Origin of the sequence: Shewanella sp. 5S214 (assembly GCF_041439795.1) — a bacterium.
Lineage (GTDB): Bacteria > Pseudomonadota > Gammaproteobacteria > Enterobacterales > Shewanellaceae > Shewanella > Shewanella vesiculosa.
The window spans coordinates 1-19,307 of the sequence record NZ_JBGOOV010000004.1 but is presented as its reverse complement, the minus strand read 5'-3'; the positions used below and the strand labels follow the sequence as shown (position 1 = coordinate 19,307).

Annotated in this window: 20 protein-coding genes; 5 read left to right on the top strand and 15 right to left on the bottom strand. The window is 42.0% G+C overall.

The features are described from left to right. Nucleotides 1-221: 221 nt before the first annotated feature. Nucleotides 222-629, top strand: coding sequence for a VOC family protein (locus tag ACED29_RS03480; protein ID WP_124015268.1), 408 nt, complete (start codon nucleotides 222-224; stop codon nucleotides 627-629). Nucleotides 630-833: 204 nt separating this feature from the next. On the opposite strand, the gene ACED29_RS03475 is transcribed toward ACED29_RS03480, so the two are convergent. From ACED29_RS03475 to ACED29_RS03465, 3 genes are all read right to left on the bottom strand, one after another. Next, nucleotides 834-2,087 carry an OprD family outer membrane porin gene (locus ACED29_RS03475; RefSeq protein WP_371697043.1) on the bottom strand — a complete coding sequence of 418 codons (1,254 nt, stop codon included), beginning with the start codon at nucleotides 2,085-2,087 and terminating at the stop codon, nucleotides 834-836. A 65-nt stretch (nucleotides 2,088-2,152) separates the two neighbouring features. Beyond that, a complete protein-coding gene (locus tag ACED29_RS03470; RefSeq protein WP_124015270.1) occupies nucleotides 2,153-2,509 on the bottom strand; it encodes a cytochrome c3 family protein in 357 nt (118 codons plus the stop codon). Between the two features lie 67 nt (nucleotides 2,510-2,576). Then, a complete protein-coding gene (locus ACED29_RS03465; RefSeq protein ID WP_371697042.1) occupies nucleotides 2,577-4,256 on the bottom strand; it encodes an FAD-binding protein in 1,680 nt (559 codons plus the stop codon). Between the two features lie 481 nt (nucleotides 4,257-4,737). On the opposite strand from ACED29_RS03465, the gene ACED29_RS03460 reads away from it, so the two are divergent. Both ACED29_RS03460 and ACED29_RS03455 read left to right on the top strand, forming a co-directional pair. Then, nucleotides 4,738-5,457, top strand: coding sequence for a FadR/GntR family transcriptional regulator (locus ACED29_RS03460; protein ID WP_310736175.1), 720 nt, complete (start codon nucleotides 4,738-4,740; stop codon nucleotides 5,455-5,457). Nucleotides 5,458-5,792: 335 nt separating this feature from the next. Next, complete coding sequence (locus ACED29_RS03455) at nucleotides 5,793-7,529, top strand: tannase/feruloyl esterase family alpha/beta hydrolase (protein WP_182723517.1); 1,737 nt, start codon at nucleotides 5,793-5,795, stop codon at nucleotides 7,527-7,529. A gap of 145 nt (nucleotides 7,530-7,674) precedes the next feature. On the opposite strand, the gene ACED29_RS03450 is transcribed toward ACED29_RS03455, so the two are convergent. After that, nucleotides 7,675-8,421: a DUF1499 domain-containing protein gene (locus ACED29_RS03450; RefSeq protein WP_347690354.1), complete on the bottom strand. Its 747-nt coding sequence runs from the start codon at nucleotides 8,419-8,421 to the stop codon at nucleotides 7,675-7,677. Between the two features lie 149 nt (nucleotides 8,422-8,570). Continuing rightward, nucleotides 8,571-10,151, bottom strand: coding sequence for a nitric oxide reductase transcriptional regulator NorR (gene norR, locus ACED29_RS03445; RefSeq protein ID WP_371697041.1), 1,581 nt, complete (start codon nucleotides 10,149-10,151; stop codon nucleotides 8,571-8,573). A gap of 186 nt (nucleotides 10,152-10,337) precedes the next feature. Between norR and hmpA the strand changes: the two genes are divergently transcribed. Then, nucleotides 10,338-11,519, top strand: a complete 1,182-nt coding sequence (gene hmpA / locus ACED29_RS03440) for an NO-inducible flavohemoprotein (protein ID WP_371697040.1) — start codon at nucleotides 10,338-10,340, stop codon at nucleotides 11,517-11,519. A 157-nt stretch (nucleotides 11,520-11,676) separates the two neighbouring features. Here hmpA and ACED29_RS03435 read toward each other — a convergent pair whose 3' ends face one another. The 9 genes from ACED29_RS03435 to ACED29_RS03395 form a co-directional block, all read right to left on the bottom strand. Further along, nucleotides 11,677-12,834: a PP2C family protein-serine/threonine phosphatase gene (locus ACED29_RS03435; RefSeq protein WP_182696870.1), complete on the bottom strand. Its 1,158-nt coding sequence runs from the start codon at nucleotides 12,832-12,834 to the stop codon at nucleotides 11,677-11,679. Nucleotides 12,835-12,844: 10 nt separating this feature from the next. Further along, a complete protein-coding gene (locus ACED29_RS03430) occupies nucleotides 12,845-13,420 on the bottom strand; it encodes a phospholipid-binding protein MlaC (protein WP_182723520.1) in 576 nt (191 codons plus the stop codon). After that, nucleotides 13,420-13,869 (bottom strand): outer membrane lipid asymmetry maintenance protein MlaD, encoded by a 450-nt coding sequence (gene mlaD, locus ACED29_RS03425; RefSeq protein WP_182723521.1) that lies wholly within the window; start codon nucleotides 13,867-13,869, stop codon nucleotides 13,420-13,422. Before mlaD ends, ACED29_RS03430 begins: the two co-directional genes overlap by 1 nt. 12 nt (nucleotides 13,870-13,881) lie before the next feature. Next, nucleotides 13,882-14,676, bottom strand: a complete 795-nt coding sequence (locus tag ACED29_RS03420) for an ABC transporter permease (protein WP_182696872.1) — start codon at nucleotides 14,674-14,676, stop codon at nucleotides 13,882-13,884. After that, nucleotides 14,676-15,473, bottom strand: a complete 798-nt coding sequence (locus ACED29_RS03415) for an ABC transporter ATP-binding protein (protein WP_182723522.1) — start codon at nucleotides 15,471-15,473, stop codon at nucleotides 14,676-14,678. The genes ACED29_RS03420 and ACED29_RS03415 overlap by 1 nt, the downstream gene beginning before the upstream one ends. Next, nucleotides 15,466-15,795, bottom strand: a complete 330-nt coding sequence (locus ACED29_RS03410) for an STAS domain-containing protein (protein ID WP_124015282.1) — start codon at nucleotides 15,793-15,795, stop codon at nucleotides 15,466-15,468. Before ACED29_RS03410 ends, ACED29_RS03415 begins: the two co-directional genes overlap by 8 nt. Nucleotides 15,796-15,801: 6 nt before the next feature. Beyond that, complete coding sequence (locus ACED29_RS03405; protein WP_124015283.1) at nucleotides 15,802-16,203, bottom strand: ATP-binding protein; 402 nt, start codon at nucleotides 16,201-16,203, stop codon at nucleotides 15,802-15,804. 3 nt (nucleotides 16,204-16,206) lie between these two features. Continuing rightward, nucleotides 16,207-16,980 carry a VacJ family lipoprotein gene (locus ACED29_RS03400; RefSeq protein ID WP_182696874.1) on the bottom strand — a complete coding sequence of 258 codons (774 nt, stop codon included), beginning with the start codon at nucleotides 16,978-16,980 and terminating at the stop codon, nucleotides 16,207-16,209. 294 nt (nucleotides 16,981-17,274) lie between these two features. Further along, a complete protein-coding gene (locus tag ACED29_RS03395; protein ID WP_124015285.1) occupies nucleotides 17,275-17,493 on the bottom strand; it encodes a DUF6500 family protein in 219 nt (72 codons plus the stop codon). Nucleotides 17,494-17,810: 317 nt separating this feature from the next. Here ACED29_RS03395 and ACED29_RS03390 point away from each other — a divergent pair, with 317 nt between their 5' ends. Next, the gene (locus ACED29_RS03390; RefSeq protein WP_182741185.1) at nucleotides 17,811-18,557 is read left to right on the top strand and encodes a phosphatase; all 747 of its coding nucleotides are present in this window, start codon (nucleotides 17,811-17,813) and stop codon (nucleotides 18,555-18,557) included. Nucleotides 18,558-18,693: 136 nt separating this feature from the next. On the opposite strand, the gene ssb is transcribed toward ACED29_RS03390, so the two are convergent. Continuing rightward, the coding region (gene ssb, locus ACED29_RS03385; protein ID WP_371697039.1) for a single-stranded DNA-binding protein at nucleotides 18,694-19,307 on the bottom strand (614 nt) is incomplete at its 5' end.

Sequence of the window (19,307 nt, the reverse complement as noted above, 5' to 3'; positions counted from 1 at the left end):
GTCAATATCTCCAAACCTAACCAATTAACGCGTCAATAGCGGGCCTGTTGCAAGTCTTCTCATGTAAAAAATAACGCAGTTAGCAAGGCAAAGGGCTGTTTGCGAGGCATTTGTTATCCCGAGTTCAGGTTAATTAATGCATAATCGATGGCACAGTAAATTTTGCATTAACTCACTAGCTAATATACAACGCTAACTTACAAAGCTATCAAAGGATAATAATGAAACAGTCTATAGTTCACATCGCGCTAGTGGTGAATGATTACGATGAAGCCATCGATTTTTATGTCAATAAATTGAAGTTTGAATTGATTGAAGACACCTATCAAGCAGAACAAGACAAACGCTGGGTTGTAGTCGCACCTCCGGGTTCAAACGGGGTATCTTTGCTGTTAGCGCGGGCATCAAAACCAGAGCAACATGATTTTATTGGTAACCAAGCTGGCGGACGGGTATTTCTTTTTTTGAATACCGATGACTTTTGGCGCGACTATAACCGCATGCAACTTGATGGGATTAAGTTTGTGCGCCCGCCTCAAGAGCAAGACTATGGCACTGTGGCGGTATTTGAAGATCTTTATGGCAATCTTTGGGATTTACTGCAGTTAAATGATAAACATCCGAAATAGATAATTAATCCATTCATAATTCCAGCAAAATTATAACGACACACTTGATTCCTACACCAAGGGAATCAGCGTAAATCATTTTATGCTGACAACCTAAACCACATATTGTGCAAGCTAACTGACATAAAAAAGCCAGTTGGATATTCCAACTGGCTTAACAAAACGTCACTCTATTTTAGAGCTAGTCTATATGCTGTGACCCAATTACAAAGCAAATTTATAGTAGACGTAAAAACGAGTGTCAGTTAGGTCATCGCCTGTAGAGTAATTAACAATGGCATGTCTGGCTCGCACACTTAGACCATTTAAAAACTGAGAAAGATCATAAGTAACAGACAAGTCGGTTTCATCAATGTCTTTGCTTGAGTCACCATCAATCTGATAACTAGCCCAGTTAAGATATGTGCTCACACCACTGAGAGCTGAATCAGGTGCAAAGTTGTATGCTAGCTGAGCACCGTAACCTTCTTCATTAGCACGCGAAGACTGAACCACCTGCTGAATGATCACTTTTTCATCACCAAATGGGGCAACAATATCGCCATCACCGGTTTTTACGTACTTAATCGTGGCATCAAACCCACTCCATTTCATCCCTAAATGGAACCCAGCCTGGTAAGTATCAAACTGTGCAGCGCTCTGATCTAGCTTACCTGTAGAGTCTTGTTTTAAATAAGACGGAATGAAGTACCAGTTGGCAGCGCCCATTTTACCGCTCATGTCCAATTTAACATGATACTGATTGTAAACGTCTTCCATGGAGTAGTACCACAGACTGGTTTTGGCTTTGACCGCATTTAACGGCAGATTGTAATCTAAACCTAAGGCGTAAATAGGGTTGTCTTCAACATCGATGAAAACGCCCTTACGTGCAAATTCACCCCGGATACCATCAGCCACACTGGCAAACTCTTCGTTGGTCCAGCCCATGTAATCAGTGATATACAGCGCTGACACGCCCAAGTTCTCAATTGAGGTATTCTTAATACTGGCACCGCGATAGGTGAACGGGATTGCTCTTAATGGGAACGGGTTCATCATGGGAGTACGTAACTCTTGCGCACCAACCACTATTTTAGTGTCGTACCAGTTGCCGCTAACAAAGTATTCTTGCAAACGGTTAACAGATGTACGTTCAACCTTAGCGCCAGGCGCTCCACCACCAACAAGGCCATACAGACCATCATCGTTTGCATCCCAAATTGGGTTAGCTGAAGCAAATGAACTGCCAAAGCTTATACCGTTAGCTTCTCCGGATCGCAGGTAGAAAAGGCCACCGAATGATGTATCACGTCGATCAGTACTATCGCCATCAAAGTTACGTTGGAAGTCAAATAATTGAAATTGACCATTCACACTGCCGTCATTAAATAAATTGGCCATTGGCTCGGCCGCAAAGGCTGGGCTTGCTGCTAGGCATGCCACAACCAAAGGTAGTAGTTTTGTTTTCATCATCATTTTTCTCATCCTAATTATTGTTAACTTTTCTTATGGTCGAGATATTAAGGTGCCAAATGGCCGACTTATGGCACAACAAAGTCAAAACGAAGGTGGCAACTGCCACAGTAGTTCTCTGACTTTTGGTGTACGCTGTGACATTTAAGGCAGTCAGTTTCAGTGCCAAAATGACGATTTTCATGTGGATTTGTTGGTTTCACATTCTTGGTTTTGGCTGCTAGCTTTTGGGTGTTATGACATGTCACGCATTTAGACATAGTCACAGGTTCACGAATTTCAGCTTTACCGTGGCAGCTAGCACATTTGAGTCCTTTAGCCGCATGAGTTTGATCCAATAAGGTGTTATTGTTTGCCATTGCACCGCTTGCGAAAAAGCTCAATGCAAGACAAAGCATGATGTTGCGCAGTGTTAATTTCTTCATTGTGTTATTCCATTATTCATTGGGAAGGTTGCCAAGTGTCAGGCATCCATTTAACTGGGTGTTCGTTTTATAGCTTGGCCACATACCTACCTGCTAAGTAGCCAAACGTATAACAACGTCCTAGTGACAATCCGAATACAGTCAGTGGGTAATCAACGCCACCATAGAAGCCACCACCTAAGTTACCGATAACGAATAAGCCGCCAATTTTGTTGCCATCAGCATCAAGCGCTTGATGATTTTTATCGACTAGCATTCCTGAACAAAGGGTTGAGATACGCATGCGGCGGTGAATGCCATAGAAAGGGGCTTTAACAACAGGAAGCATTTTTGATGAAGGCTTACCAAAATCGTCATCTTTACCGGTTTTGCAAAGCTCGTTATAGCGCTTAACATTGGCAACGAAGGTTTTAGGGTCACATTCCAGTTTTACTGCAAGCTCTTCCAAGGTATTGGCTGAGTAGGTATTTGTCTGAGATGCAAACACGCCGACCTTAGGCGCTGGATCTTCAGGCATATAGATTTTCATTTCTTCAGGTGAGTACAGTTTTCCAGGCCAGTTAGCAGCTTGGTCCATGTAATTAGAATCAAAGACTTGAGAGTAGTTACCCGCATTTTCTGCATCACGTAGGTAGTTATTCATCAATGACATTTCAACCGTTTCATTGACGAAACGATTACCTTTGCGGTTAACAGCAAGGAATGGCATATCACACATTGAAGCTGGACCGGCGTCAAAATCGTGCAACATTTTGGTATGACCGATAGGTTCGATTACGCCACCGGCCCAGTAAGCCATAGAGAAACCATCGCCAGTACGATCCATTTGCTTGCGTTCAAAATGCTTCAAATCAGGAATGAAGAAGTTACACATTGCTTCGTTATTCTGATAATCACCAGACGACAAAATCACACCTTTTTTAGCAAGGTATTTGTGGTATTTGCCATCACGGTCTTTGGCAATAACACCAATAACTTTGCCAGATTCATCTTGGATTAGTTGTTGTGCAGGCATGTTGAAGAAGAATTTAACACCCGCTTTTTCAGCTACTTTAGCTAAATCACGCATGCCGTCACCTGTGGTATATGGCTTAGGGCCACAAAATGAGGTCACAAAATTGAGCTTATGTTCAGTGACACCACGGATACCATGTTGCACTTTAGTGCCTTGGTCTACGATTTGCGCGCCACCTTTTTTAGCACGATCGATAACCCAAGAAACTGCCTCACCAGAGTTATACGCCCATTCTCTAACAAGTTCAGGGTGACAACGGTGAGCACTGTCGCTCATTAAACGGCTAACCATGGCTTCGACACCAGCCTTATCGCTGTTGGCCAAATCAATACCAGAACCTGTGTTACCTTGAGAAACGACAATCGCTTGCTTTTGTAATACCGCAACTTTAGCGCCATTCTCAGCCGCTGATAGTGCCGCAGGAACACCTGAAGCACCCGCACCAACCACAACCACGTCGAACGTTTGTGTCGATACGATCAGTCTGTCAGAAATCGGTTTCGGCTTAGGCATAAACTCTAACGTTGCGCCGCCATCTGAACTTTTAGCTGCGTTTTGGCAGGCGTCATCTGTTGCAGCAGAAGCAATTCCGCTACTTAGACCGGTAAATGCAACTGCGCCAGTACCCACTGCAGCACGAGTTAAAAAGCTACGTCGTGAAATACCATTTTGCAGGACATTCGCGGTGTATTGATCGATTGCTTCCGGCTTCTTTGAATCATTATTACTCATTGTCATACTCCTTTTGCCCTCACTGTCACAATGGGGCCAACAGCATTAACTGCGATATTGGACCCGCTCATAACCGTACAGAGCTACTGTGTTCTACTTGCATCAAAAGTAGGGTTCGCTCAGAAAGTGGGGAAAAGTCTTAATATGATAATAGTTAATGTTAACCCCAAATTTGATACGTTAAATGTATGACATATGATATTACCCATAAAGGGATAGTTATTGTATCTTTGGAGTAGCTCTCAAAAAAAAGTGATTTTGTGACTTTCTAACAACAAAAATATAATAGGCATTACCGATGAGAGAAATTCAACAGATGAATATCAACAGAAAGCAAATAATCGAATTTGAGTCATATACTTACAAGCAGTTGTGACGCATAAATAAGAGCGGGAAAACAAGGATATTTCATCAGCATAACTATTAAGCATATGTATGAGCATGATAGAATATAAACCAGAACAAATTTAGGACACTGAACTTGGTTAACTTTACCTCCGTCAAACACATGAAAGCTTCCGATGAAATAGGAAACCAACTAAAGAATGCTATTTTTGAAGGTAAGTATTTAGCTGGTGATAAACTACCATCCGAACGAGAACTCATTGAATTGTTTCAAATAAGTCGCACTGTAGTGCGAGAAGCAATTAAAGGACTTGAAGCGAGTGGCCTTGTAGAAATTAAACAAGGTGCGATGGGTGGCGCTTTCGTAAAACTGATGACATTTGAACGACTGACTAATGTGTGTCAGGAATTGTTCATCATGGAAAAAATGTCATTCGCCGAAGTCTGCGAGGCAAGATTACAAATTGAGCCTATGGTGGCTAAATTAGCAGCGCAAAATTGCACCCCTGAACTGGCAGAAAAATTACGTGAGGCCTCTCGCTGTGAAGAACACATATTAGACTATTCTGATACCGTTTATTCACGCCAGAAAGTGCATTATATTTTAGCTGATATGTCAGGAAATCGTTTTCTCGCGGCTATCGTCAAATCTCTGTTGCAAGTTATCAGTAATGCAACTTCAAAATTTGAACCTAGCCATGACAAAGTCCATCCAGTAGGCCTGCATGATGCAATTATTGCAGCGGTTATCGCACAAGATGGTCAACAAGCTGAGGCAGAAATGCGCACACACTTACAAGCATTTACCCTAAGGCTCAACGCTGTAGAAAAAGATTATAGAGACACTGAAAAATAAGCATTATTATACTGTACAGTCTTGATTATACGCAGGTTCATGTTTATTCATGAGCCTGTTTTTATACCCATAGTAAAACAAAGCTCAACAAGATTTGCAGCCTCTGTACAAAACACCTCAGCCAACCCAAATGACATTATCACATTGCTAGCAAAGTATTTATCTTAGTTAAAAGCTACTTAAATTTCTGTTTTGTCAAACCAACTGCGATCTATTTCCCAACAATGTAGAAACTGAGACCCATTAGTCATTAAATTCTTATCAGTATTTACCCTGCAAATCATATGTTATACGTTTGACATATTACCATTCAAGTATAGACAATGAGGATTAATATGAAAACGGAAAATCTATGGATTCCCTTAGCTTTAGCACCTTTGTGTATTGCTCTTTACGGCTGCAATAGTGACTCATCTACGGAAGGCATTCCACAACTTGAGGCCGCCATACCTGCAAGTATCACCAGTTGTGCCACACTCGCAACTGAGTTCAATTATGCCGACACTACAATTATCAGTGCAGAACTTATCCCCGCGGGTGATGTGGAATATGACGCAGGCGAAATTTACCCGTCTCCTTCACATTGTTTAATCACAGGGAAAATGAACGAAAGAACTGGCATAGGGATGGATGGTGATGCCGAGTACGCTATTGGTTTTGAAATGCGTTTACCGTCAGACTGGAATGGCCGTTTTTATTACCAAGCCAATGGCGGCTTAGATGGTAAAGTGCAAAAAGCCGTTGGTCGTTTCCTTACATCTGCAAGCAAGGATTCTGGTGCGCTAAACAAAGGCTTTGCAGTCATCAGTTCCGACACCGGACACGCATCAGCAACACCCATGTTTGGGCTAGATCCTCAGGCACGCTTAGATTATGGCTACAATGCGGTTGCCGAACTCACGCCAATGGCTAAATCTTTAATTGAAACCGCGTATGGTAAACAGCCTGATCGTTCTTACTTTGGAGGTTGCTCAAATGGTGGACGCCATACCATGGTTGCCGCAACACGCTATGCCGATTTATATGATGGTTTCTTAGTAGGTAACCCAGGGTTCAACTTACCCAAAGCAGCTGTTTCACAGCTTTATGGTATTCAGCAATATTCAAGCCTAGTAGATATTGACGTCGAAAATGTGCTCGCATCTTTACAAAATGGCTTCACCCAAGAAGAGTTTGCACTCGTTTCAAGTAAAGTCGCACAGCAATGTGACGCATTAGATGGCGCAAGCGACGGAATGGTACAAGATACTTATGGTTGCCAAGATGCATTTGATTTAGATCGAGATGTGCCAACCTGTCCAGCTGACCGAGATGGCACATGTTTAACTGCTGCGCAGAAGTCAGTAATGACAAACATTATGTCTGGGCCACGTAATAGTAATACAGATGCGGCCATTTATTCAGACTTCCCCTATGATGCGGGCATGGGCACCAATGATTATTATAACTGGGAATTTTTCATGGCGATGATGAGAGATCCAGGCGCGGTGGCATTTATATTCTCAACCGCACCAACCCCTTATAATGGTTCAACGGAACTCGGTGCATATGAATTTGTGATGCCTTTTGATATGGATACCGATGTTGAGCGTATTTATGCGATTGATGATACTTACACCCAGTCAGGTATGACATTCATGACACCACCAAATCCAACTGATCTGACTGTATTGAGAGATCGTGGCGCTAAGATAATGGTCGTTCATGGTACTTCTGACGCAGTATTTTCACCTAACGATACAGTTAACTGGTACAAAGGCTTGCAGAACGTCAATGAAAATCAAGCCGACGAGTTTGCTCGCTTATATTTAGTCCCTGGTATGAACCATTGCGGTAAGGGGTTAGCTACAGACCGCTTTGACATGCTTGACTCTCTCGTTGCATGGGTAGAACAAGGGCAAGCACCTGAGAGCATAAATGCTTCTGTTCGTTCTGAAAATACTGAGTTACCCGCTAATTGGTCTAAAACACGGACAAGACCATTATGCCCTTTCCCACAAGTGGCAACCTATAGCGGTACAGGTAACATGGAAGATGCAGTTAACTTTATCTGCGTGACTCCTGAGCAATAGAAACAATAAGCCACATAATGACGCACTAGATTGTGGAACAAGATATCCATCACTGTAACGCATTTGGGCACCTATTTATTTAATAGCTAACAAGTAAAAAGGAGCATTCTATGCTCCTTTTACTTGTTAAAACCTGCGACTTAATTTATTCAGCAAACCGCAGGCTAAATTCTTGAATGCGTTGTGCATTGACACCGCGATCGCCGATTCCAACCCGCGATACACTGCGTAAATCAATACGGCTACCCTGCTCTAATACAGACACTACCACAACAATATCGTCTGCGAAGTTAAAAAATGGGGTTCTTGAGGTACTTTCAAAACGACGTGCCTTTGGGTCTTGAGCGACAATAGTCCAACCCATTGACTCCGCAACCATAAGTGCCTTTTGATAAGCCGCATCAGCGGTTAAGTCTGACACTATAGGGTTAATATTAGGAAAAGCTTGCAGTTGCTGCGCAGCGATTTCGGGGCCACCATAAACTAAGCTGTTTTTAGCGCCTTCACGACTGTCAGTTAAAAATTCGAATTGCGGTGGCGATTGGGTATTAGTGGTTATATCGTGAATAGGTGGGTATTTAACTGGCTCAATAACCAATGCCACAATACTCGGCGCCAATATGCCTAATCCAAGCACTAACGCTATGGTCGAATTGATAAGCCCTTTACCTTTAGCACGACTGTTTTGCTTAATGGTAAAGCTGGTAATTAATGCCACTAACCCAATCACGACGACAACATATCCCAGCAAGTTATTGTAATTACGGCTGGCCATGAAGCCGACTATGGGATCCCATAATCCTATTGTCGATCCAAATACCATTAATACGGCAAGTGCTACTGCAACCAATGCCACCACTAACGCAATATTACTTAAACTGCTTTTTTGCATCACATTCATCCTTTAGGTAATCCTAATTTATCTCACTCAACTTACATTGACCTGAATTTGTGCTAATAAATTTCTCAAACAACAAAAAATATTCTGACTCAATAAGATAAGCTCGAACCGTTTACTGACTTAACCAGTGTTGTTTCGCTTTACTCACCCGTATTAGGATCAAGCGCTAAACGACGCATGGTACGAATTAAATTACTTCTATCTAGCTTTAAGGACCTTGCAACTGCAGCTAAGTTACCTCGCTCAGTCAAGAATACTGTTTGTATGACTTGCCGCTGATACTCATCGGTGGCATCACGCAGTCCTTGGGTTATCACTTGGGATAACGTAGCCGTTGAATCATTGGTGGATTGACTCTCCATCGCGGTTTGCTGTGGTGCTTCAGAATGACTCGCCATAAACTCTGACCCCAGATGCACAGGGCTAATACTAATAATACTAGCATGACGACCTTGTTCACTAATGGCCCTTAAGGCAGCGCGACTAAGCAAGTGCTCTAACTCACGCACATTGCCAGGCCAATGATATTGGGCTAATTGATTAATCGCGCTTTGTTGCAACCTCAGTTTCGCGACTCCAAGTTGATGTTGGCTTTTTTCTAAAAAATAGCCTGCCAATAAAATAACGTCTTTACCGCGATCACGTAAGGCTGGCACTGGCAGTGGATAAACACTTAAACGATGATACAAGTCAGCTCTAAACCTACCTTCTTTAACTTCTAGCTGCAAATTACGATTAGTTGCAGCAATAATTCTGACATCCACCACAATAATATTGTCGCTACCAACACGCTGAATTTCACCATTTTGCAATGCACGCAATAACTTAGCTTGTACCGCTAACGGTAATTCACCCACTTCATCTAAAAATAATGTGCCGCCATCGGCCAGTTCAAAGCGGCCCCGACGATCGCTTACCGCACCAGAATAAGCACCTTTTACATGACCAAAGAGTTCACTTTCAACGATGCTTTCTGGCAGTGCTGCACAGTTAATTTGTACTAACGGTTGCTCGCTGCGACGTGATTGTTGATGAATGCTTTTGGCAACTAACTCTTTACCCACACCAGTTTCCCCGGTAATTAATACCGATAGATCGCTGGCGGCAACAGTATTTATCTCTGACAATAAATCCGTAATTGCGCCACTGTTACCAATAATACTTGACGGCCCTGCAGTCGCTAACATGCACTGTGCCACTTGATGATTACGTTCAACTTGAATTTCTAACGCTTCAATATGTTCACTGGTACTAATCGCAGCGGCCACAGCAGCAATATAAGCGCGGGTTTCGGTTGGATTAAGCGAATCAAAACTACCTGCTTGCATAGCGTCCAAGGTTAAAACGCCCCAGGCTTTACCATCGATATAAATGGTGCTGCCCATGCAGTCATGCACGTGCAATTGTTCACTGCCATCATCGACTAAACCGTCATAGGGATCGGGCAGTGTTGAGTCGGCATCGAAGCGGGTAATGTGTGGGTTAGTTAAAATTTGCTGCAAGCGTGGATGGTGGTTAATCGAAAATTGTCGCGCTAACGCTTCTTGCTTTAAGCCCACCACAGCTACAGGCACCAAATGATCCTGTTTAAGCTTCAGTAAGGCTACAACATCGCACGGAATGGCGCGTTGAATCGCTAAAATCAGCCGCAAGTAACGCTCCGATTTTATCAAGTCACGATTTAAGTCTTCTACAATGTCGATAAAGGGAACAATATTCATAATAAGTCAAATAAACCTAATTTAGGTTAATTTGACACACTTATTGATCTAGGTCAATTTAACCTTTATAAAATTTATATGTTTAAAATCAGTGTGATAAATGTTGGCACGTTCTGTGTAATGTCAAGGTATACAAGGTAATTGATTGAAGCTTATCGTTATTTACTCCCCAAAAAGGAATCATGAATGTTAGACACTGCAACTGTTCAAATTATTAAGGCCACTGTCCCCGCGTTACAACTTTACGCCAATGACATTACCAGCCATTTCTATCCATTACTGTTTGCCCAGCATCCTGAAGTATTGCCTTATTTCAATCAAACTAACCAAGCTAAAGGCACTCAACCTAAAGCACTGGCTAACGCTGTGATTGCTTATGGTGCCAATATTGATGAGCTAGGTAATTTAAGCGCTGCGGTCAGTAAAATTGTCCAAAAGCATACCGCACTAGGTATATTGCCGCATCAATATGATGCGGTTGGCAGCTGTTTATTACAGGCCATTAAAGCCGTACTCGGCGATGCTGCAACAGACGAAGTGATTGATGCTTGGGCCAAAGCTTACGGTCAGTTAGCCAACATATTAATTGCGGCTGAAGAGTCAATTTATACACAGAACGAACAGAAAACTGGTGGCTGGCGCGGCGAGCGTGAGTTTATTTTAATAAAACGTGTAGTTGAAAGTTCAGTGATTACCTCATTCTACTTTCAACCATTTGATGATAAAGGTTTGCCAAGTTTTGAAGCCGGTCAATTTCTAACCTTAGTATTTGATGATATCGATGGCGTATCAATGCGTCGTAACTACAGTTTATCTGACGCGGCAGGCAAAGATTACTTAAGAATTAGCGTCAAGCGTGAACCTAATGGTGTGGTATCAAATCACTTACATAACCACATTCAGTTAGGTGATAAAGTCAAATTACGTGCCCCAAGTGGCGATTTCACTTTACGCAATAATACCAAACCGTTAATTTTACTCACCGGCGGTGTGGGCATTACGCCTGCGATTAGTATGCTCAATACTGAAGCTGGTTCAGGCCGCGATATTCGCTTTATTCATGCAGCTCTTAATAGTGATGTTCATGCGTTTAAACACCATGTTGATCAACTTGCCTCAATCCATGATCACATCAAGCCGCTGTATGTTTACAGCCAACCAGGACAATATTGCCAACCTCATGCGACAGGCTTCATCGATGCATCATTGATTGCAGAGCAACTGCCTGCAGACCGCGATGTAGAATTTTACCTACTTGGCCCGACTGGCTTTATGAAAGCAGCATTAGCTATCGCCACCAGCCTAGGTATACCAGAAAACCAAATTCATTATGAATTCTTTGGCCCAACTGAAGCATTAAGCGCTTAATCAGCCAACAAACCCGTAAGATAGAAAAAGCCCTGAGCGTTAACTCAGGGCTTTTTAATTATTAATAAAAAAGATTAAACCTGTGACTGGAGATGCCCTAAAACGGGATATCATCATCCCAATCTTCATCTTCTCAATGATTAAATACTCTATTAACTTAAATAAACTGGATAGCACACATGGTTAAGTCATCCTGAAACTCTGAAAAACCGCAAAATAGTTTCATTTGCTGTTCAAGATACTCCAGCATAGCTTCGGGTTCATCGGGGGCGGCACTAATGGCTTTTTCTAAGCGATCAAAGCCGAATAGCTCTTTTTGGGCATTTTGAGTTTCGATGACAACATCAGTATAAACAAACAAGATATCACCAACATCCACGCTAACCCTGTAGGTATCCCAATTTTGCTCACGCAGTACACCTATCGGTATCCCGCCCTGATCTAGAGCAACCAGCCGATTGGCTTTTTTCAAGTACGCATGCGGATGGCCAGCATTGGCATAAATGAGTTCTTTGTCTTTACAATTATAACGAAGCACTGTGGCAGTTAAAAAACTGCCGCGGGGCTTTTTAGTGAAAAAGTGTTGATTGATATAATTGAGTACTTCTGAAGAGCTACTGGATAAGTTCTTCGGCTCAAAGGTGCGTAAAATCGCATCTATCATTGCTGTCTCTACGGCAGCGGCTGGGCCATGCCCCGATACGTCGGCAATAATCATTCCTATATCACCTTGAATGTCAGGACGACTTTTGCCGAGATCGACAATATCTAAATAATCGCCACCAGCGCCTTTCATTGCTTTGTAGGTGTAGGCCATTTTAACGGAGCTGAGTTCAATACCTTTGTCTGGCAACATTAGCTGTTGTAAGCGGGTAATCTCTTCTATCTCATCGCGGATCCATACTTGAGCGGCATTGAGCTGTGAAGATGCCTCAGAGAATTGAAAACTTTTTAGCTGGTATAAAAGCTTGAAATACAATGCACTAACATGATGCGACTCTACATTGGCAGGCAAATCGAGCAAAATGATACAGTCAAATAAGCTCGAATCTTTACCAAAAGGCAGTGCCCAAGACGTCTTGCCATCATCATTTAATGGCAATATCTCAATGGTACTGTGCTGTAACGACAATGCTTGAAACTGTTTATACAGGTTAGTGTAATGTTGATCACACAAGGATGAAAAATTACAGCTAATTTGGCCATTTTTCTTAATGAGATAATAATTAAACTCAGTTAACGTCAGCGCCAAGGTGGTTTTAAACCACAAGGTTTCATCAATGATATTATTAGCTAATGCTCTGTCTATACTCAAAGGGAAGACCTTACTTTTGGGCTAATTTAGCAGCAAGGGCTTCATTTAAACCAGAAACACCACTTTTCTTTAAGGTACTTTGATAGTCTTTACTAAAGGTACGGATCATTGATAAACCTTCCGCTACAAAGTCGTAAATTTTCCATTCATCATTGCGCTGATAAAGCTGGTAAGACACTGGAATGATATTGTCTTTGGTATGTATGTCGGTATCTACCGTTGCATAGACTTTTTTCTTGATAGTCTCGCCAGTGTAAGCAACGGTTTCATTATCATATTTTTCTAACAATACAATATAAGTATCGACTAGCACGCCTTTTAACAACACCATAAATTGACGCTTTTCGCTGTCGCTGGCTTCTCTCCAATACTTACCTAATACGCGTTGCGCAGACGCTTGAATATCCACATGCTTTTCAATCACATCACTGAGCGATTGTTTTTTTTGTTCAACCGACAAAGCACTATCAGAAGCAATACTAATGATATCTGACACACCCAATTTAACCCGATCTGTCGGTCCTTGTGCTGCTAAAGCTACAGACGACATCACTAACATTATGATTAAAGCTATTATCGATTTCATTATTTATCCTGACTAAACATATATTTACTAACTAATTCTTCGATGCTAATTGATGATTCTGTATCAATAAACTCATCACCATCTTCCATATTGATGTCTGATCCACCGCTGGATATTTTAAGAAACCTATCACCGATAATCCCAGATGTACGAATAGACGCGACGGAATCATCTGGCACGATAATGCTGTTATCTAATGACACTGTAACCACAGATTCATACGCTTTAGGGTCGTACTTAATCGATTTAATTAACCCAACCCTTACACCGGACATTTCAACAAAAGCCCCCTCTTTTAAACCTGAAGAGTTTTCAAATTTAGCGACTAAGGTATATTGACCGCTATTAGAAATCGATGCCCCGCCAATGGTAACAGACATAAATACCAAGGCTCCAATCCCGCACAGCACAAACAGGCCGACGAGAAAATTGACGTAATTGTTTTTCATTGTTACCTCGAGTTATAGTGCTAATGAGCTAACGATGTAGTCACTAAATAGCATAATAATTGCACTCATTACCACTGCCTGAGTGGTGCCATTACTGACGCCTTCAGCGCCCATATTTTTTTGATTCAGGTGTAAGTAAAAGCCGTAATACAAAGGTATCCACATAATAAATAAACCAAATACCAACGACTTTATTTGACCAACCAGCACATCTTTAAAGCTAATCGTATCCAGCACACCTTGAATATATGCACCGGGGTTTTCGCCTTGGATGTGAACGCCAACGATATAACCACCGCTTATCCCAACCAGGTCGAACACTGCCGTTAGGATAGGCACACAAATTAACGCGGCAAGTAAACGTGGCAACATAACATAGCGATAGCTGTTAATCGCCATGCAATCAAGCGCATCAAACTGCTGCTCATTGCGCATAATACCAATTTCAGAGCAGGTAGCAGAGCCTACTCGCGCAATCAGCATCAATGCGGTCATTACCGGGCCCAGTTCTTTAATCAAACTCAAGGCCACTGCCGAACCCAACAAATCCACCGATCCAAAGCGCACTAAGGTGTCGTAAAATTGCAGCGCCACCACCATGCCAGTAAATAATGCTGCGACAATAATGACGATTAAAGACCGATTACCGATAAAGTATATTTGCTTGAGCACTTGTTTAAATGACACCAGCCCAGTAAATAGGCTGCTGACAATGCGCAGTAAAAACATTGTCGCTAGGCCTAAACTGTCGATATTTTTTCGTGTTGCGGCGCCCAGATTACTGATCGCATTAAATAAGGCGGTCATTAAATATTGTCCTTATCTAACAGTCGATTGAAGTAAACCTCGCCATCGTCTCGGTAAGTATTAGGTTGGCGGTTAATCATATTTTGAATACGTTCATCTGGCGAATTTTTAATCTCGTCAACCGTGCCATTTGCCACGACTTCGCCGTTAAACAAAACCACCACACGATCGGCAATTTTAAACACACTTTCAAGCTCATGAGTCACCACCACTATGGTCATGTTCATAGCATCTCTTAAGGTTAAAATAAGCTCATCCAACTCTACTGCGGTAGTCGGATCTAGTCCTGCCGACGGTTCATCAAAAAATAGTAACTTAGGGTCCATGATAACCGCTCTAGCTAAGCCGGCACGCTTTAACATGCCACCCGATAATTCAGAGGGCATCATATGACCAGTGCCGGCCATATTCATGAGTTCAAGCTTCATCCGCACCATAATATCGATAGTTTGGGTGTCTAAAGAAGTATTCTGCTCTAAGGGTAACCTGACATTATCGGCCACAGTCAACGAGCTCAGCAGTGCGCCACCTTGAAAAGCGACACCCATTTTTTGACGTAAATGACGTAATTGTTTACTTTTAGCCGTAAAAATATTCACACCATCAATCATGATAGTGCCAGAAACCGGTGTTTTAAGCCCAAGCATATGATTGAGTAAAGTACTTTTACCTGAGCCAGAACCGCCCATCACCACCAGAATCTCTCCGGGGTTGACCTCTAAATTGACATCCTTAAGTACTTGGGTGTCACCATACTGGGCAAACAAATGCTCTACGGTAATAATAGGCTTAACCATTGTGAGTTACAGCACCTACTGAATCCGCTAAGTTAAACACTGTGTTTAAGCGGGTTAATTGCAATACTTGAAGCGGCGAACCATTAGCACCAACAATATGAAACTCAGTATGGTTTTCTTTGGCCTCATTAAACGCCTCAACTAATGACGCCATTCCTGAGCTATCGATATATTGCAGATGGGTAAAATCGACAATAACGTTATTTTTACTCTTAATTAATTTGATGATGTCGAGTTTAATGCTGCGTGAATTGCTCAGATCGACTTCACCATAAAGCTTAACGACTTGATAATTATTTTGTTGCTCAATTTCAATATTCATTTCATATCACTCAAATTTAACCGTCAATTCTAACCAATTACCTTTACCTTTATGTGGGAGCAATCTTACGGTTTCTGCCACATAATGGATCAAGCAAAGGCCTAGGCCACCCGGTTCACATAAATTATTTTCTGGCGGTATTAATTGTTTATCAGTAATCTGCGAACACACATCTTTAATCACAAATCGCGCGTGTTCATGGTCACTGCTGATCTCTATCTCTAAACAGCCTTTTTTCGACATGTGGTAACCATGGCGAATCACATTGGCGCAAGCCTCATCAACGGCTAATACGATTTCATTAACTTTATCTTCGCGAAAGGGAAAGTCTTGGCAAGCATGTTCCACAAATTGGCGAATATTTTTTAATTCACTTGTACAAGATGAAAACGTTTTGATGTTTGACATGGGCTAGTCCGTATTTTTTATATCAGTTTGATCGCCTATTTTTTTATCTACTGGAGCTTCATCTAATAGCTCATCATCTAATAGTTCGTCATCGAACTCTAGATCAAATTCTTCTGTATCAGCCTCATCTACTTTTCCGTCACTGACTAAGTGCGCATCTCGCTGTAGATAGACATCTTTAACATAGCCATAAGGATCTAATGACTTATCTAAGATAGGTTCATATTGCTGAAATTCAATCCTACTGTCTAACCCTTCAAGCACAAATTTCCCCGCTCTTTGCTCAAATGTCAGAATAGACAAGGGATAGACAAAAATATCAACAAAATCACCGACGGTATTACGTGCCGTGCTGGCCCCATAAACAGGCCACATAATGAATGGTCCATTACCTATCCCCCAAACACCAAAGGTTTGTGCGAATGTTTCTTCTTTTTTAGCCAGTCCCATGTCTGTAGCAGGATCAAAAATACCGACTAAGCCGATTGTTGTGTTGACGACAAAACGTAACACACTACTGCCACTGTCAGTCACTTTCCATTGCAAGAGGTTATTTAATGCGTAAAGCGGTTCACTGAGATTTGATAAAAGGTTAGTCACACCTTGTCGGATAGGCTGAGGAACGTTTTCATAGCCTTGGGCTGCTGGTTTTAACGCATATTTATCCATAACCTGGTAATTAAAATCCCAGCTTTTTCGATTAACCGCTTCGAACGGATCGCCCGGTGTTGAGGTACTAGCACACCCACTTAACAAGAGTAAAGTGCCTATAATCACAACTAATCGCCCCATCAATTCCACTCATAACTCCAGCTTTTAAATTGAAAAAATCTGCTACCTATATTGGTAGTGAGCATTATATTTAGCTCAGCTAATTGTGCTCAAGATTGAAAATATAACATTAAAACCATGCAAACGATAAATACAATTTGATTGATCGTTCAAAAATAATTTATTCGATCATTGAGTTCACAATATGCAACCGCTCATCAATCAAGGCATCAGTAGGCTTACTATCGAGATGGCTTATTGAATTAATGATGACCCATAGCGTATAAGTGCTGCAGATGATTACAAGCCATTATTCACCATATGTTTAATTTTATGGGCTTTGACAAAATGGTCTAATTGATGGGTTTCAATCCACCATGTTGCCGCTTCCATCAATAGTGCCGGATTATCATTTTTATTAGCAAAGAAAGCGTAAAATGACAAACCGACGTTATCGCCTTTCAAGGCCATTTTCTTATCACACACTTCGATGATTTTTGCTCTTAGTTCGGCTCTCATTATGTCCTCTTCACTTAAAATTAACTGACTAAAAATAGCCTATATCTTATTAATATCTGATACACAGATAGTGCTATGTTTAGCACATCGCCTTAGAGTAACCAATACAATAATCAACAGAACTATGCTAAAAAAGTAATCAACGCTAAACAATAAATAAACTGTTAAATCATCGTTATACTTGTCGTCGAAGTATTAATATAACGTTTCATTTAATGAGAGGGTTTACTATTTTAGCTGGAGTGATCATAGAGAACAGTCACGTAACGGAGTAGACTGAATGTCTACATTCTTTAATTTGGACAATGAGACTCGCCATGAAATTCCTTGTTGATACTCACGCTCATACTATAGCGTCGTCTCACGCCTATAGTACCTTATACGATTACCTGTCTGTTGCGAAAACCAAAGGGCTTAAGTTATTCGCCATTACCGATCATGGTCCAGATATGGCTGACGCTCCCCATTTTTGGCACTTTGTGAATATGAAAGTGTTACCTCGAATTGTTGATGGCATTGGTGTACTGCGCGGCATTGAAGCTAATATCAAAAATGAGCATGGCGAAATTGACTTTTTTGGCGATTATTTAAAAGAACTCGATATTGTATTGGCAGGTTTTCATGAACCCGTTTTTCCACCATCAACCAAAGAGGCTCACACCACGGCGCTAATCAATGCGATTGCAAGCGGTAATGTCGACATCATTACTCATCCTGGCAATCCCGCGTATCCCATCGATATTCAGCGTGTTGCTGCGGCCGCAGCAAAATATAACGTGGCACTAGAGATAAACAACTCCTCTTTTTTAGCCTCAAGAAAAGGCAGTGCACCAAATTGTATTGAAATTGCTAATGCCGTAAAAGAAGCCGGTGGACTGCTGGTTATGGGCTCTGATTCTCATGTCGCGTTTAGCTTAGGCGAGTTTGAAAAAGCTGTTGAGGTCATTGAAACAGTCGCGTTTCCAATTGAACGCTTACTAAACCGAAGCCCTGAAGCGTTGTTGAGCTTTCTGACGGCTAGAGGTCATAAGTCACTTGACGAATACTCTGCTTTAATCGACTAGCTGGTCCTATTCCAAACGGCACTGTGACATTGCCCCTCAAAATACTGTGACAGGCGCATTTATCTTAGTTATCTGACATAAAAAGGCCTGCAAAAGCAGGCCTTAAAGGTTTAGTTAACACGATAAATCATGTGTCCTAGAACGGGATATCGTCATCCCAACCTTCATCTAAATCTGGGGTAAAATTTTGCTGTGGCTGTGGAGCTGGACGCTGTGCAGGGGCATTTTGTGGTTGGAAATTACCCTGTGGTGCCGCTGGCTTTGGTGCGTAAGCTGGTGCAGCTTGTTGTGCTGGCGCAGCCTGTTGCTGATAACCGCCTTGCTGACCGGCATTTGGCTGAGCTTGGTAAGCTGCATTACCTGTGGCAGGTGCTGCTTGATTGTATTGTGCTTGTGGCGGACGAGCTTGAGGAGCCGGTGCAGGACGAGACTGTTGTTGTCCCATGTTTTGTCCCGAGCTTTGACCTTGTACCTGATATTGACCACCACCGCTGTTATCACCAGAGTTGCGGCTGTCTAACATTTGCATTTCCATGGCGTTAATTTCAGTCTTGTAACGGTCTTGACCGGTAGCCTGATCTTGCCATTTACTGGTTTGCAATTTGCCTTCTAAATAAACTTTAGAACCTTTTTTTAAGTACTCGCCAGCAATTTCTGCAAGACGGCGATACATCACAATGTTATGCCACTCAGTACGTTCTTGCATTTGACCTTGCTGGTCTTTCCACGACTCACTTGTCGCTATAGTAA